Source organism: Pseudomonas sp. 478 (assembly GCF_003254125.1).
In the GTDB taxonomy this organism is placed as follows: domain Bacteria; phylum Pseudomonadota; class Gammaproteobacteria; order Pseudomonadales; family Pseudomonadaceae; genus Aquipseudomonas.
In genome coordinates this window covers 41,057-54,439 of record NZ_QKZG01000004.1, presented here as the reverse complement: position 1 = coordinate 54,439, position 13,383 = coordinate 41,057, and the positions used below count along the sequence as shown (strand labels likewise).

At 57.9% G+C, this 13,383-nt stretch carries 14 protein-coding genes and 3 pseudogenes; 8 read left to right on the top strand and 9 right to left on the bottom strand.

What is annotated here, in order from left to right:
• The first annotated feature begins 7 nt into the window (after window positions 1–7).
• Entirely contained in the window at window positions 8–1,426 is a 1,419-nt protein-coding gene (locus DFS28_RS10030; RefSeq protein ID WP_111449606.1) for an aldehyde dehydrogenase family protein, read from the top strand.
• Between the two features lie 70 nt (window positions 1,427–1,496).
• Here the strand turns inward: DFS28_RS10030 and DFS28_RS10025 are convergent, their stop codons facing one another.
• Window positions 1,497–1,745 carry a hypothetical protein gene (locus DFS28_RS10025; protein WP_111449605.1) on the bottom strand — a complete coding sequence of 83 codons (249 nt, stop codon included), beginning with the start codon at window positions 1,743–1,745 and terminating at the stop codon, window positions 1,497–1,499.
• Between the two features lie 216 nt (window positions 1,746–1,961).
• On the opposite strand from DFS28_RS10025, the pseudogene DFS28_RS10020 reads away from it, so the two are divergent.
• Window positions 1,962–2,111: pseudogene (locus DFS28_RS10020) on the top strand (ZIP family metal transporter); the annotation flags it as partial.
• On the opposite strand, the gene DFS28_RS10015 reads toward DFS28_RS10020, so the two are convergent.
• Window positions 2,088–3,506: a homospermidine synthase gene (locus DFS28_RS10015; protein WP_111449901.1), complete on the bottom strand. Its 1,419-nt coding sequence runs from the start codon at window positions 3,504–3,506 to the stop codon at window positions 2,088–2,090. The pseudogene DFS28_RS10020 and the gene DFS28_RS10015 sit on opposite strands and share 24 nt — an antisense overlap.
• A gap of 2 nt (window positions 3,507–3,508) precedes the next feature.
• Window positions 3,509–3,793 (bottom strand): hypothetical protein, encoded by a 285-nt coding sequence (locus DFS28_RS30610; protein ID WP_165933956.1) that lies wholly within the window; start codon window positions 3,791–3,793, stop codon window positions 3,509–3,511.
• 119 nt (window positions 3,794–3,912) lie between these two features.
• Between DFS28_RS30610 and DFS28_RS10010 the strand changes: the two genes are divergently transcribed.
• The 3 genes from DFS28_RS10010 to DFS28_RS10000 are packed head-to-tail and all read left to right on the top strand — an operon-like array spanning window position 3,913 to window position 5,809.
• Complete coding sequence (locus DFS28_RS10010) at window positions 3,913–4,563, top strand: hypothetical protein (RefSeq protein ID WP_111449604.1); 651 nt, start codon at window positions 3,913–3,915, stop codon at window positions 4,561–4,563.
• Window positions 4,563–4,994: a phage holin family protein gene (locus DFS28_RS10005; RefSeq protein WP_111449603.1), complete on the top strand. Its 432-nt coding sequence runs from the start codon at window positions 4,563–4,565 to the stop codon at window positions 4,992–4,994. The genes DFS28_RS10010 and DFS28_RS10005 overlap by 1 nt, the downstream gene beginning before the upstream one ends.
• Entirely contained in the window at window positions 4,991–5,809 is an 819-nt protein-coding gene (locus DFS28_RS10000) for a DUF3618 domain-containing protein (RefSeq protein WP_111449602.1), read from the top strand. Before DFS28_RS10005 ends, DFS28_RS10000 begins: the two co-directional genes overlap by 4 nt.
• 96 nt (window positions 5,810–5,905) lie before the next feature.
• On the opposite strand, the gene DFS28_RS09995 is transcribed toward DFS28_RS10000, so the two are convergent.
• Both DFS28_RS09995 and DFS28_RS09990 read right to left on the bottom strand, forming a co-directional pair.
• On the bottom strand, window positions 5,906–6,154 hold the full coding sequence (locus tag DFS28_RS09995) for a DUF6555 family protein (protein ID WP_111449601.1): 249 nt from the start codon (window positions 6,152–6,154) through the stop codon (window positions 5,906–5,908).
• Between the two features lie 104 nt (window positions 6,155–6,258).
• Complete coding sequence (locus DFS28_RS09990; RefSeq protein WP_111449600.1) at window positions 6,259–6,816, bottom strand: ATP-dependent Clp protease proteolytic subunit; 558 nt, start codon at window positions 6,814–6,816, stop codon at window positions 6,259–6,261.
• A 263-nt stretch (window positions 6,817–7,079) separates the two neighbouring features.
• On the opposite strand from DFS28_RS09990, the gene DFS28_RS09985 reads away from it, so the two are divergent.
• Window positions 7,080–7,511, top strand: a complete 432-nt coding sequence (locus DFS28_RS09985) for a general stress protein (protein WP_111449599.1) — start codon at window positions 7,080–7,082, stop codon at window positions 7,509–7,511.
• 82 nt (window positions 7,512–7,593) lie between these two features.
• Here DFS28_RS09985 and DFS28_RS30795 read toward each other — a convergent pair.
• Window positions 7,594–7,698, bottom strand: a pseudogene (locus tag DFS28_RS30795) (CoA ester lyase); the annotation flags it as partial.
• Window positions 7,699–7,747: 49 nt separating this feature from the next.
• Here DFS28_RS30795 and DFS28_RS09975 point away from each other — a divergent pair.
• Window positions 7,748–7,981 (top strand): annotated as a pseudogene (locus DFS28_RS09975) (helix-turn-helix domain-containing protein); the annotation flags it as partial.
• 238 nt (window positions 7,982–8,219) lie between these two features.
• Window positions 8,220–9,092 carry a DNA/RNA non-specific endonuclease gene (locus tag DFS28_RS09970; RefSeq protein WP_111449598.1) on the top strand — a complete coding sequence of 291 codons (873 nt, stop codon included), beginning with the start codon at window positions 8,220–8,222 and terminating at the stop codon, window positions 9,090–9,092.
• Window positions 9,093–9,163: 71 nt separating this feature from the next.
• Here DFS28_RS09970 and DFS28_RS30790 read toward each other — a convergent pair whose 3' ends face one another.
• From DFS28_RS30790 to DFS28_RS09960, 3 genes are read right to left on the bottom strand one after another with little or no spacing between them, the layout of a single operon-like run.
• A complete protein-coding gene (locus DFS28_RS30790; protein WP_256596856.1) occupies window positions 9,164–10,588 on the bottom strand; it encodes an efflux RND transporter permease subunit in 1,425 nt (474 codons plus the stop codon).
• Window positions 10,567–12,261 carry an efflux RND transporter permease subunit gene (locus DFS28_RS30785; protein WP_256596855.1) on the bottom strand — a complete coding sequence of 565 codons (1,695 nt, stop codon included), beginning with the start codon at window positions 12,259–12,261 and terminating at the stop codon, window positions 10,567–10,569. The genes DFS28_RS30790 and DFS28_RS30785 overlap by 22 nt, the downstream gene beginning before the upstream one ends.
• Entirely contained in the window at window positions 12,258–13,370 is a 1,113-nt protein-coding gene (locus DFS28_RS09960) for an efflux RND transporter periplasmic adaptor subunit (RefSeq protein WP_111449597.1), read from the bottom strand. The genes DFS28_RS30785 and DFS28_RS09960 overlap by 4 nt, the downstream gene beginning before the upstream one ends.
• Window positions 13,371–13,383 lie beyond the last annotated feature (13 nt).

Here is a 13,383-nt window from a genome sequence, read left to right as displayed (position 1 = left end):
AGTCGTCATGAGCGTATCCAGCATGGCCAGCATTCAGCTTGTTGATGCCAAACAGATTGATGTGTTCAGTCCATTCGATGGTCGCCTGGTGGGAAGCGTACCTTGCCTCGATGCAGCCGCAGTTCCTGGCTTGCTGGAGCGTGCGCGAATCGGCGTGCGTGAGAGCGCGGCAATGCCCCGTCACCTGCGCGCACGCATCCTTGAGGAAACGGCTCGACGTGTAGAGTACGAGGCAGAGGCATTCGCCAGACTCATTGTTGCAGAGGCAGGAAAAACGCTGCGGCAAGCAGAGAAGGAAGTGAAGCGTTGTGTGAACACGCTGAAGCTATCGGCGGAAGAGGCTCGTCGTAACGCCGGGGAAGTGATTCCATTCGAGGCCTATGAAGGCTCCGAATCGCGCCAAGGCTGGTTCACTCGTGAGCCGCTGGGGCTTATCGTCGCGATCACCCCCTACAACGATCCGCTGAACCTGGTCGCCCATAAACTGGGCCCGGCTATCGCCGGTGGCAATGCTGTGATCCTGAAACCCTCAGAGCTCGCTCCGTTGTCGGCTCTCAAACTGGTTGAGTGCCTGGTGGAAGCGGGCCTACCTCCGTCCGTGGTAACCCCGGCGACCGGAGGCGTCGATCTGGGTAAAGCATTGGTGGAGCTGCGAGAAGTGCGGATGATTTCCTTCACGGGTGGTTTTGCCACTGGAGAGTCCATTGCGCGAAGTGCAGGCTTGAAGAAACTGGCGATGGATCTAGGAGGAAATGCACCGGTTCTCGTGCTCGAAGACTGTGATCTAGAACCGACCGTAGAGTCTTGTGTATCGGGTGCTTTCTGGGCAGCGGGACAGAACTGCATCGGCACGCAGCGCATCCTCGTGCACAGTTCAATCTACGAAGATTTCCGTGAACGCTTTGTCAGCCAGGCACGTGCATTGGTACTTGGCGATCCTGATCAACGAGCAACGGATGTTGGCCCGATGATCACAGAGCAGGCGGCTCGCCGCACCGAACAGCTGGTGAATGAAGCGCTGGCCGAAGGTGCTCTTCTTCTGTGCGGACATCATCGCCAAGCGGGAAGCTATGCTCCGACCGTGCTGGAGCGTGTAAGCCATAACAGTCGGATTTGGCAGCAGGAGGTCTTCGCGCCGGTGGTTATCCTGGAACCGTTTGACCACCTTGATAATGCTGTTGCTCTGGCCAACGCCTCGGAATACAGCTTGCATGCGGGACTGTTCACACGTGATCTTTCCAAGGCCTTGAAGTTGGCGCGGCAAATCGAAGCCGGCGGAGTGATGATTAATGATTCTTCCGATTACCGTTTTGATGCCATGCCTTTCGGTGGCTTCAAGTACGGAAGTCTGGGACGAGAAGGCGTTCGATTTGCCTATGAGGACATGACACAACCCAAAGTAGTGTGCATCAACGAAATGGGATGAACTCTCAGGGGGATTGCTCGCCATGTCGATTAAGAAGGCGAACAATCCTCCTGTTCTTTCAATCAAATTCTCAATCGCTCACCTCCTTTGTCATCATGCGTTTCAGGCGCACCCATTCCTGGAATGCAGCGGCTCGCTTCGCGTCAGCCTTGGTCTTTGCCTCGGTGAATCGCGCCCATGCTTCGGGGCTTCGATCGTCTTGAATCAGTTTGTACGCTTCCACATCGAGCCGATCGGCTTCGTGGAATTGTTCGGCATTGGTGGCGATTTTATCGTCCCAATAACGCTCATCGGTGAAGCTCGAAATTCGTTCACTCATTTTCGCGATCCTCCCAGGCGAGCGAAGCAGAGTTGCGCCCTTGCACCTCGGTGACACCAAAACGCTTGGCCATCGGTCTGAACATGCGCTGCAATCATGAGTTTCTTCTGTCACTCATGAACGAATGATTATGTGGGGTTCCAAAAATTCCTTCGGCAAGACGGTAGGAACGCACGCCTGTACTGGTTGAGACAAACCGCAGGGAGTCGACCCTAGCTTTTCGTTCTGGCAATTACGCTGCATAACCTGCCGGAAGGGATGGCGATAGGTGTCAGCTTTGCCACAGGCGACATGCAGGTTGGAATACCACTGACGACGGCCATTGCCATTCAGGACAGGCATTCACCAGCTGGCTCGAAAATTGCGGAATTGCCAAGGGTCGTCCGGTTCGATGCTGTGCTCTGGAAACATCGGTTGACGATTCGCAAGTGGCGTCCAATCACTATAAAAACCCTTCAGTTCTCCCAAGTAGGGCGTGCAAAGATCAAGGATCTCCCGGTGTGGCAGTTCATCGGGTTCAAGAATTCCTCGGCGAGGATTGCGCAGGCTCCACACAACGCCAGCCATTACAGCGGCAGTGACCTGAAGGCTGGTCGCACTGTTATTGGGGCAAAGTGTTCGCGCCTCAGTGATGCCGAGTCGTGATCCGTACCAATAGGCGGTGCGCTCATGCCCTAGCAGCAGAACGCCCAGTTCGTCGCAGCCAGAAGTAATATCGTCATCGAGCACTCTATGGCGATCTTGTGGCTGCCAATGGTGCGCCGCCAGTTCATAGAGCGAGAGAAGCGCATCGTCACAAGGCCGATAAGCGTAATGTACCGTAGGCCGATAGTCGGGATGATGGCCCTCACCCAACGTCAGATATTCGGCAATGGAAATAGCTTCGCTGTGTGTGACAAGCAGACCCAGCGTTGACCCCACTCCGGGCGTCCAGGTATACACCGGAGTGGCAGCGCCGGGGCGTTCCAAATAGATTGCCGCTTGACTGCCATAGGGATGTCGCCGTCCGTCAGGAGGTAGTGCACGTTCATGGCTGCCCCAGCCAAGTTCCGCGGGCTGGCATGCCTCCGCGATGAAGCCTTCCACTGACCATGTGTTTACGAACTCTCCGATTTCTTTACGGCGGTCAGCACACTGAGAATCGTATTCGGCAATATGAATGACTTTCACTCCAAGGTCATAGGCTAACTTGGCCCAGTCTTGGCGTTGCAGGGGGGAAGAGAATGTGTGATTTGTATCATTTGCAAGATTCTCCAGCGCTCGCTTGACCAAATGCGATACCAGCCCTGGATTGGCGCCATGGGTAATGATCGCTGTTGCCGTTTCCTTGCTTGCGCGCAAAGCAAGGACACCATGTCGCAAAGCATAGTTGGTGCGTTCTTCTGGCACTTGGTCTTGCGCGTTATAACCACCTGTCCATGGCTCGGTGCAGGTATCCAGATAAAGAATTTGATGCGCTTGGCAAAAGGCGAGTAGCGCTTGGCTGGAGACCTGCACCGATAAATTGAGCAAGAAATCCCCAGGTTGAAGTTGCGCTTGCAGGCATTGGTGAAAATTTTCTTCAGTCAACGCCTCCTGTTGCACCTTCACCCCATATTGTTGCGCCGCTTCACGGGCAGCGGCGGAAGGGCAAATGATAGTTAGCCTGTCCGGATCAATTGCAATATGGCGCAGCAGTAGCGGCAACACACCGCGGCCAATGCTGCCATAGCCCACCATAAGCAAATGCCCAGAGAACGGCTGTCGGTGTGTTGTGCTCATGATTAAATCTCCGCATTCAATCTTGGCGCGAGAAATTTAGCGCTGTTTAACGTGCGACAGTTTCTGGATGTTTCGGTGCCATTGAGGCGATGAGCATTAGCGCACCCGTTGCTCCACCAATCGGACACGTATTGCGGTCCGTCGAACAGGTAGAGCGGATAGCCGTCATAGGCTGCCAATTGGGTCTTGAGTTCGGCGGCCGAAGCGGAACGGAATCCGCCACCGAAACTCGGGCGGAAGGCTTCGACGATGATCCACACAACTCCCGAACTGTCTTGCCCGCGCATCGCTCATCATTTCATTGGAACTCCCGTAACGCGGCTCCGTCATCTGCAATGAGGGGGGCTACGGGCGTTTCGTGGCGAACCCGATACCGCTTTTTTTCATCCAGAAGGCGAGGGCAGTCATGAATACTTCAGACACCAGAACGGACGGTCAGACCGACCAGCAGGGTTCCGGAAAAGCGGAGCAGGATTTTCAACACTTGAAGGAACACGTAACAGAGGCGATTGGCGGCGCAAGACAGCAGGCCGATGCCCAGTTTGGGCAATACCGCGACACGGCAGCAGACCAGATCGAGGCGTTGGCGCAGGGAACGAAATCCTTCGTTTGCGAGATTGAAAGCAAAGACACGCTCGGTATGTCCGACTACCTGTCAGACATCGCGCAGTCCATGAGCGGTCTGGCGGACAACCTGCGTGGAAAGAGTGCCGAACAGCTGCTTCACGACGCGGCCAACCTGGCGCGTAACAACCCCGCACTCTTCATCGCAGGCAGTGTTGCGCTGGGTTTTGGCCTGTCGCGATTCCTGAAAGCCGGCAGCGCCCCTGCGGCGACATTCCCCGATACCGGCGACCCGGCAGCAGGCCACTCAATGCCGCCCCCAGGCGGTTTTGGCGCCCAACGACCTTACGAAACTTCCGTTGCACCCCGTACCGATCCAGGCGCCGGTCAGGACACAGGCATCACGCCGGCTTCACCGAATGAACAAGATCGTCCTTCGGACTTCGCAACGAGTTCCACACCTGGCTCGACAGCCTTCAAAGGAGAACTGTGATGAACAGAGAAGATTCGGATTTCCCTAGCACAAGACCGGTGTCCGCCACTGAACATGACGCATCAGTTGTCGGTTTGTTACGCCAGCTATCGCGCGAAGTGCCAGCGTTGTTCACCAAGGAACTGGCATTGGCCAAAGCCGAACTTCAAGCCAGCCTGGCGACGCTCAAGGCCGGCATTGCCGCGGTCGCGGGCGGTGCGATTGTGCTGCTGGCAGGCTTCATTATCTTGTTGATGTCTGCCGTCTACGGCCTGAGCCTCGTGATGGCGCCCTGGTTGGCTGCGCTGATTGTGGGTGTGGTGGTGATGATCATCGGGTTCGCAATGTTGCAGTCAGGAAGAAAACAATTCGAGCCATCTCACTTCAAGCCAGATCGCACACTGGACGCTTTGAATAAAGACCAGGAAGCCCTGCGGAGGAAAGTCTCATGAACCGTGAACTTGAACTGGAATCACAAAAAAGCCCCGAAGCCATCGAGCGTGAAATTGATGCGCAGCGGGCCAGCATCGGCAATATCGTTGATGCGCTGGAAAGCAAATTCACACCAGGTCAGATATTCGATCAGGCGCTGGGTTTGATGCAGAGCAATGGCTCGATGTTCCTGAACAACCTGGGCACCAGTGTTCGTAACAATCCCGTTCCCGCTGTACTGACGTCAGTCGGGTTGCTGTGGTTGATGATGAGTCAGAACCGTCCGCCGACCCCGGTTTATCGAACGGTCCCCGATCAGGGCAGGGTTGGCGAGTGGGCCGATGGCCTGGCGGACGGTATCGACAGTGCGCGCGAGCATTTGCACCGCACCACGGATACGCTCAAGGAGGGTTATCAAACGGTCAAAAGCAAAGCCGTCAACCTGACGGATAATCTGGGTGCCGCCACCGAAAACATCAGCCACGCCGTGCATGATGTCGGCGACCGGATGGTGCGCAGCACCCACGTCATGAGCAATCAATTCAGCCATCTGCTCAAGGAACAACCCTTGATGGTCGCCGCTGCTGGCATCGCTTTGGGCGCCATGCTGGGGGCGGCATTGCCGTCGACGGCAACTGAACAACGGTACCTTGGCAAGACCAGCGCGGATCTGACCGACAAGGTCAAGCAACAGGCACGGGAGGGCTTTGAGGCGGTGCGCGACACCGTGACAAAGACCACTGATCATTCGGGCACGCAAATCAGACCGGATGGGGAGCGCCGTCCAGCATCCGATTCGCCTGCCGATCTATCACGAGGATTAGGCACTTCGTAAAAGGTCGAATGAACGACGGGAGGCCTGAACTGACCTCCCGTTTTTTTATCTGTTCTTATTACGGTCATCGCGATGACCGCTGACCGTTCATGAAGACTAAATATCCGTCCAATCCAGCGCTGCGGACTCGCGCCATTTCACATCAGTGACCCCGTATCGCTCTGCCTGGGGTTTGGATACGACTTTAAGCGGCGGTTTCCCGGGTCTGGGAATAGGTGCCAATCCGGCATCACAACTCGCCCAATGCCAGGCATCCGCATTGCACATTGTCTTTGCCCTGATGATGAAGGACCTCGGCTCTCCATGGAGCTTGTACTCGATGACGAAGAGATCGGTGCGGTTCATGAGACCCCTCCTTATGTTCATAGACAAAGGAGTGAGCGCGTCAAGAAAAATTCAAAGTGTTTGGCAGACCCTCTGAAGCGTTTGAGTCGGGTATTTTTTTGTCCTCAACCACCGCTGACTTTCCAGTGTTTGACATCGTCGGCGAAGACCATCTGCTGCATCTCATGAGCGATGCCGTAGGCCAGGGATTCGTGGGCTGCGATGACTTTTTCTTCCGCTGAAAGGCAATGGAAAATATCGAGTTTGGTTTCTGCCTCAGCGGTTTCGAGGTTGAAAATCTGTACATAGCGGGCGAGGTCGTTGTCGAGGCTCGACAGGTATTCGCGCAAGCGTTGATGGTCGACCGATTTTTGACTGAAGTACCAGTTCATGGGGTGTATCAGGAAGCGCGCATGCGGCGACGTGATGCGTCGGCTTGCTGCTAAAAACATGATAATGCCCATTGATTCGATGTTGCCCGCATTAATCGCGCACAGCGGCACCGGCAATGACTTCAGGAAGGTATAGAGCGTGAAGCCGAAATTGGTGCTGCCACCACACGTGGACAGGTTCAACAGCAGCGACGTGGCACCTTGATCGATGGCTTCAAGACAACAATCCCTGAAGCGCTCGGTCGTTCCCTGATCGATCTGGCAGTGAAAATGGACGATGTGTTCGGTCATCGACTGACCTCCCATGCACGACGTTCGCAGGATTTTAAAGCCTCTATAGCCTAGTAAAAATCTGAACTCTTTTGAAAAATAATCCAATCGCAGGGTGATCGGCGGTGACTGTGCCGCCAGTCGCTCAGGGCAGATTTTTCGGGAACTATCTTGCCCATTCCGCCCGTCCCGAGAGGGTATTTTCGTTCAAACTTTCGATTTTTCATGACCTCGTAATTGAAGGCGAGCACACGCGCTCGTCCTTGAGAAAGAGGTGAACAAAAATGGCTAACACTGGAAACAACAACCCCGGAAACTTTGGCAAAGACCGGGACAAAGCCTCAGAAGCCGGCAAGAAAGGCGGAGAGGCATCAAGCGGTAATTTTGCCAACGATCCACAACGGGCTTCTGAGGCTGGCCAAAAAGGTGGCATGGCTTCAGGCGGACAGCAGTCAAAAGATGCTGACCGTATGTCCGGCGGTGGTCAGGGCGCAGGACGCGGAGGCAGCTTTACCGACGACAGCGACAAAGCCTCGCAGTCGGGCCAGAAAGGTGGCCAGGCTTCGGGCGGTCGGCAATCCACCGATGCGGATAAGTCGACCAGCGGCGGCCAGGGTAGTGGTCGCGGCGGTAACTTTGCCGACGACAGAGATAAAGGCTCTCAAGCAGGGCGAGAAGGAGGCGAGCAAGGCCCTGGTAGCGGACGTAAATCCTGATGAGGTGTGACTCACATCAAGCCCCGCGTTTTTTTGGGGCTTGATTTTTATCTGGGTGTTCGCAGCGGATGAGCTGTCAGAGTCAAATCGCGCGCGCCAGAATGGAGTGCGCACGACCAATGACCGGCGCATCGACCATTTGCCCATCCAGCACAAAAACGCCGTCACCTGAGCTCGCGGCTTCCATCTCGGCAGGCATCTGGGCGGGAATCGATCTTGTGCTCGCATTGGTCTGCGTGATTCGCATGTTTCAGCGGGAATTCAAGACAACGCCTGCGAAGTACGTCGAGGACGTCCGGGTCGAAGCGGCCTGTCGGCAAATAGAGCTGGGAAGGCGGTCGATGGAAGAGGTTGCGCGCCGATGCGGTTATCACAGTGTCGACGTGCTCAGAAAAGCCTTCGTGCGACGCATGGGGGTGAGTCCAAAGGAGTACGCACAACGTTTCGCGCCAGTTAAGGAGTCCGCTTAGACATTGGCCAGTAGAATGTAATCGCTGCTCAGCACTAAAGTGACTTGTCATGGTCAATAAATCCCGCACGACCGTCAGCGGTCGTACTGCTCGGAGCCGACCGGATCCGCATTGGTATTTTGATCAAGGACAGTGAAAGCATGCTCGCCGCAAGATAATCAGCAACCGCCTCCACCTGGTTCCGTGAATCGGGACTCGCCGTACGTATACCCCTCAATCCAATTCGAAGATTAAAAGCATGCACCTACGCAAAATTGCAGTTGGGCTGTCGGCCCTTGTTTTGCTCTCGACCGGGGCAGAAGCCCGCAGTCTGCTGGATCTCCTCAAACCGCCCACCCAGCATCAGGAACACGTGTCCCGCTCGGGCTCGATCAGCCAGAACGCGGCGCTGGAACTCTATTCAAACAAACAGAAACAGGCATCGTTTGACGGCTGTACAGATCTGTTCCCGGCAGCCAAACCGATCAACATGGCCACTGTGCCTGCAACCATGAAACCCCTGGCCCTGTGCTCTGACAACTTTGCGGTGCTGTACTCGCAAACCAGCAAGACGCCGCTGGTAGTGGTCGAACGCCTTAATGCCTCCCAGCTACAGGATGCCAAAGGGGAGGAGCGCACCAACCAGTTCTACCCGGACCCACGCATCCCCAAGAGTGGACGGGCAGAGTTGAGCGACTACCGTAGCCAACATCCGGCCGTGGACCGTGGCCATCAATCCCCGGCAGCCGATGCACCGAACCCCAATGCAATGGCCCAATCCTTTGCGCTGTCGAACATGGTGCCGCAAGACCCCACCAACAATCGGAAGATCTGGAGTAAGGTCGAGGCGGATGTCAGAAAATTTGCCAAGCGCGCCGATGGCAATGTTTTTGTCTTTACCGGCCCGCTCTTTGACTCAGGCCACACCACCATCGGCGACAACAAGGTCTGGGTGCCGACCCGTCTGTTCAAGCTGGTTTACGACGCATCGTCCAAGCGTGCCTGGGCCTACGTACTGCCCAACGCTGAAACCCGTATCGAGAGACCGATGGACTATGACGCTTTCGTGAAGAGTACCGGGCTCCACTTGCTGGGGAATCTTCCGGTCACAGGTTCCGTAGGGCGCTCTTGATGGCTTGATGAATTGCACCCCAAAGGCTGGATGCAACCGATGGGGTGTTTCATTCACGGATATATAGCGGCTCACTCAGATGCGAGCGCGGCGTCCCCCCGGACCTGTTGGGTGTCAGCGGCCGTCTGGCGACCCACCTTGAACCATGCTGCGTACAACGCCGGGACGAAGAAAATCGTCAGCAGTGTTGCCACGGTAAGGCCGCCCATGATTGCGATTGCCATGGGGCCCCAGAACACACTGCGCGTTAACGGGATCATTGCAAGCACGGTGGCCAGCGCCGTCAGCATCACTGGACGGGCTCGGTGGATGGCGGCATCCAGCACAGCATTCCACGGGTCGCGCCCTTCAGCGATCTCGATTTGCACTTGATCGATCAGGATCACCGCGTTGCGCATGATCATGCCACCCAGTGCGATGATCCCCAGGATCGCAACAAAGCCCAGCGGCGACTGGAACACCAGCAGCGCTGGCACCACTCCGATCAAGCCCAGCGGTGCAGTCAGCACCACCATCCACATGCGGGAAAAGTTCTGCAGTTGCAGCATAAGCAACAGAAGGATAGTGACCAGCATCAGCGGGGCCACCGCGAGTAGCGCTTTGTTGGCCTTGTCACTTTCTTCAACCGCTCCGCCCACATCGATGCGGTAACCGGTCGGCAGCTTGGCTTCGAGGTCCTTAAGCAATGGCTGGATTTCCTGCGTCACGGATACACCCTGTGCACCGTCCTTCACATCGGCACGCACAGTGATCGCCATGTCGCGATTACGACGCCACAGTACCGGCTCTTCCAGTTCAGCGCGCACCTGTGCGACTTGCGACAGCGGTACCACCGTGCCCTGACGTGTATAGAGGTTGATGTCTTTCAGTGTGTCGAGGCTCAAGCGTTCCTCTGGCACGGCACGAGCCACGATGTCGATCAGGTCCTCGTGCTCACGTAGCTGCGACAAGGTAGCGCCGTTCATCACGGTCTGGGTCGCCAACGACACGTCGGCCGGCGTGAGGCCGAGCGCGCTCGCCTTGTCCTGATCCAGCTCGACCTTCAGCGTGCGAACCGGGTCGTTCCAGTCGAGCTGGAGATCACGCACCTTCGAGTTGGACGCGACCACCTTCTCCACCTGGCGGGCAATTTGGCGTACAACCTGGGTATCGGGCCCCACGACGCGGAATTGCACGGGGTAGCCGACGGGTGGACCCAGCTCAAGCCGGGTTACACGCACCCATGCCTGGGGGAATTGTTGGTCGGCCGCGGCCACCAGTCGTGCACGTACTCGCTCGCGTGCATCCAGGTCCTTGGTCATCACAACGAACTGGGAAAAGCCCGGGTTCGGCAGCTCGGGGTTGAGAGAGAGGTAGAAGCGCGGTGCGCCGGCGCCGGTGTAGGCGGTGAAGTACTTGACCTCTTCGTCCTTCGACAGCAACGCCTCCATCCGTTTCACCTGCTCGGTGGTCGCCGCGATGGACGAGCCCTCTTTCAAGCGCAGGTCGATGACCAACTCAGGGCCGAACTGTTGGGAAAGAATTGCTGCGGCACAAACTTCATGCCGGCCAGTGCAAGTGCCAGGGCTCCAAACGTTGCTCCGATGACAACCCAGCGGCGCTCAATGGCGGTATCGATCAGGCCACGCAGCCTGCGGTAGGGCTTCGTGTCATACGGATCACCGGCATGCTGGTGCTTGCCGAAGTCTTTGGGCAGCATCTTGACCGCCAGGTACGGTGTGAAGATACCCGAGCAAATCCACGAGAACAGCACTGCGGCACCGACGATCCAGAAAATGCCACCCGCGTACTCGCCGGTGGTGGACTTCGAAAGGCCGATGGGCAGGAAGCCCACGACGGTGATGAGTGCCCCGGTCAGGCGCGGCATGGCGGTGGACTGATAGGAGAAGGCGGCCGCCTTCACGCGGTCCATGCCGGCCTCCATCTTCACCACCATCATTTCGATAGCGATGATCGCGTCATCGACCAGCAGGCCGAGCGCGATGATCAGTGAGCCGAGCGAGATGCGCTCGAGGTTCCAACCCATCACCAGCATCACCAGCGCCACACCACCCAGCACCAGCGGCACCGAGGTCGCGACCACAATGCCAGTGCGCCAACCCAGGCTGGCCAGGCTCACCGCGATGACGATGATCAGCGCCTCCATCAGTGACCGCTCGAAGTCCCAGATCGCGTCTTTCACAGTGGAGGGCTGGTCGGCTACGCGTTCCAGCTCCACGCCGTGCGGCAGCTCGGACTGGATCTTGTCGACCGCCGTCTCCATCGCGTTGCCGAGGTCCACGATGTTGCCGTCGCTGGTCATCGTGATGCCTAGCATCAGCACTGGCTGGCCGTTGTGGCGAACCGTGTAGGTTGGCGGATCCTCAAAGCCACGTGTAACGGTCGCAACGTCGCCGAGCTTGATCTGCCGGCCGCCTGCGGCGATGGGAACGTTGCGGATAGCCTCTTCGCTGGTGAACTGGCCGCTCACGCGCACCATGACGCGGTCGCCGTTGGTGTCGATCTGGCCTGCGGGCAACATGGCGTTCTGGCTCTTGAGGCTTTCGGCGATGGCCAGCGGTGTAATGCCCAGCGCTGCCAGGCGCTCGTGCGAGAACTCGACGTAGACACGCTTGGCCTGCTTGCCGATCACATCGATCTTCTTGACCATCGGCACCTTCAGCATGCGGCGCTTGATGTCCTCGGCGGCGTCCGACAAGTCAGCATGGCCAATACCGTCGCCCTTGACCGCGTACATCAGGCCATACACGTCGCCGTATTCGTCGTTTACGATCGGGCCGATCACGCCGTCAGGCAGCTCAAGGCTCAGGTCATTGAGTTTTTTGCGCGCCTGATACCAGGCCTCGCGCTGATCGGCCTTGGAGGTGCCGCCGCGCACGGTGAGCGTCATACCCGCGTAGCCTTGCCGCGCGTAGGTGACCACTTTCTCGAAGTTGTCGATCTGCTCGAATTTCTTCTCCATGCGGTTCAGGACCTGGTCCTGCATCTGCTGGGCGGTGGCGCCCGGCCAGATGACCATGGTAGTCATGGAGGGCACGGAAAAGTTCGGATCCTCGAGCTGACCCAGCCTGGTGAAGCTGAAGACGCCGGCCACCGCGACAAGGAGGAGCATGAACAGGACGATGGCGCGATGACGCAGCGCCCAGTCGGTGAGGTTGAAATTGTTCATCGGGCCGCCTGCTGCGTGGTGTTCGCGTCAACGATTGTCGTCACGGGTAGCGCGACCTTCAGTCCGGAAGTCATTTTCTGGACGCCGGCGGTGACGACCAATACGCCAGCCTTGGGCCCAGAGACGAGCACCTCATCTTTGCGGTAGCCCCAAACGGCCACACGCTCCAGTTCGACGATGCCTACCGGGTCTTTGCCCTCGGGCGTGACCACCCACAGCGCCGGCTGGCCGCCGTTTTGCGTCAGTGCCGTGGCGGGTATCGCCGCTACCGAGACACTTGTCATTTCGCGCTCGGCCATGACTGTGGCGGTGGCGCCCAGAGGCAGCGCTTGCAACGGCTTGAGCCGCGCGCGATAGGTGCGCGTCTGCGTCGCAGCCTGCGGCGACAGCTCGCGCAGCGTGGCATCGAAGATCTCGTTCGGCGCACTGGCCAGCGAGGCCTTGAAACGCGCGTCCTTGAAGACGGACAGCTGATCCTCGGGCACATCGATGACGATCTCGGATTCATCCGGATTCGCAACCGAGACAACCGATTGGCCCTCCGCCACGACCTGGCCCGCCTCAAAGCGCACAGCTGTGACAACACCACTACGCGAGGCGCGCAGCACGGTGTACTTGAGCCGGTTGCGCGCAAGTTCGAGCTTTCGCGCTTCAGCCTCGGCGGTCGCATGCGCGGTTTGGGCATTCGTATGTGCGCGCTCGTCGTCGGCCGCACTGACCGAGCCGTCAGTCTTCAGCGCGGTCAGGCGCTGGCGATCAGAATCGGCCTGGCGAGTCTGCTCGACGGAAACCGTCCACTGTTGTCGCGATGCTTCCTCAGCGAGGCGGTAGTCGCTGTCATCCAGCACAGCCAGGATGTCGCCTTCACGCACAAACTGGCCTACATCGACCTTGCGCTGGGCTACCTTGCCACCCACGCGGAAGGCCTGGTCGACTTCATGTCGCGACTGTACGGTTCCCACGTAGCGACTGCTTTCGTGGGCATTGTCGTAGCTGATTGCAACGGTGCGCACCGGTCGGGGTGCCTGCACGGACGGCTTGTCCGGGCTGCACGCGCAAAGCATGACGGCTACGGCCAGGGCGCCGGCCGCAGTAAGGGAGGTTTTCAAGGCGATTCCTCTA

What these genes read in the sequence shown, in the direction of transcription:
- DFS28_RS10030 (WP_111449606.1), top strand. Translation starts at nt 8, where the DNA reads ATGAGCGTATCCAGCATGGCCAGCATTCAGCTTGTTGATGCCAAACAG.
- DFS28_RS10025 (WP_111449605.1), bottom strand. Translation starts at nt 1,745, where the DNA reads ATGAGTGAACGAATTTCGAGCTTCACCGATGAGCGTTATTGGGACGAT.
- DFS28_RS10015 (WP_111449901.1), bottom strand. Translation starts at nt 3,506, where the DNA reads ATGAGCACAACACACCGACAGCCGTTCTCTGGGCATTTGCTTATGGTG.
- DFS28_RS30610 (WP_165933956.1), bottom strand. Translation starts at nt 3,793, where the DNA reads ATGCGCGGGCAAGACAGTTCGGGAGTTGTGTGGATCATCGTCGAAGCC.
- DFS28_RS10010 (WP_111449604.1), top strand. Translation starts at nt 3,913, where the DNA reads ATGAATACTTCAGACACCAGAACGGACGGTCAGACCGACCAGCAGGGT.
- DFS28_RS10005 (WP_111449603.1), top strand. Translation starts at nt 4,563, where the DNA reads ATGAACAGAGAAGATTCGGATTTCCCTAGCACAAGACCGGTGTCCGCC.
- DFS28_RS10000 (WP_111449602.1), top strand. Translation starts at nt 4,991, where the DNA reads ATGAACCGTGAACTTGAACTGGAATCACAAAAAAGCCCCGAAGCCATC.
- DFS28_RS09995 (WP_111449601.1), bottom strand. Translation starts at nt 6,154, where the DNA reads ATGAACCGCACCGATCTCTTCGTCATCGAGTACAAGCTCCATGGAGAG.
- DFS28_RS09990 (WP_111449600.1), bottom strand. Translation starts at nt 6,816, where the DNA reads ATGACCGAACACATCGTCCATTTTCACTGCCAGATCGATCAGGGAACG.
- DFS28_RS09985 (WP_111449599.1), top strand. Translation starts at nt 7,080, where the DNA reads ATGGCTAACACTGGAAACAACAACCCCGGAAACTTTGGCAAAGACCGG.
- DFS28_RS09970 (WP_111449598.1), top strand. Translation starts at nt 8,220, where the DNA reads ATGCACCTACGCAAAATTGCAGTTGGGCTGTCGGCCCTTGTTTTGCTC.
- DFS28_RS30785 (WP_256596855.1), bottom strand. Translation starts at nt 12,261, where the DNA reads ATGAACAATTTCAACCTCACCGACTGGGCGCTGCGTCATCGCGCCATC.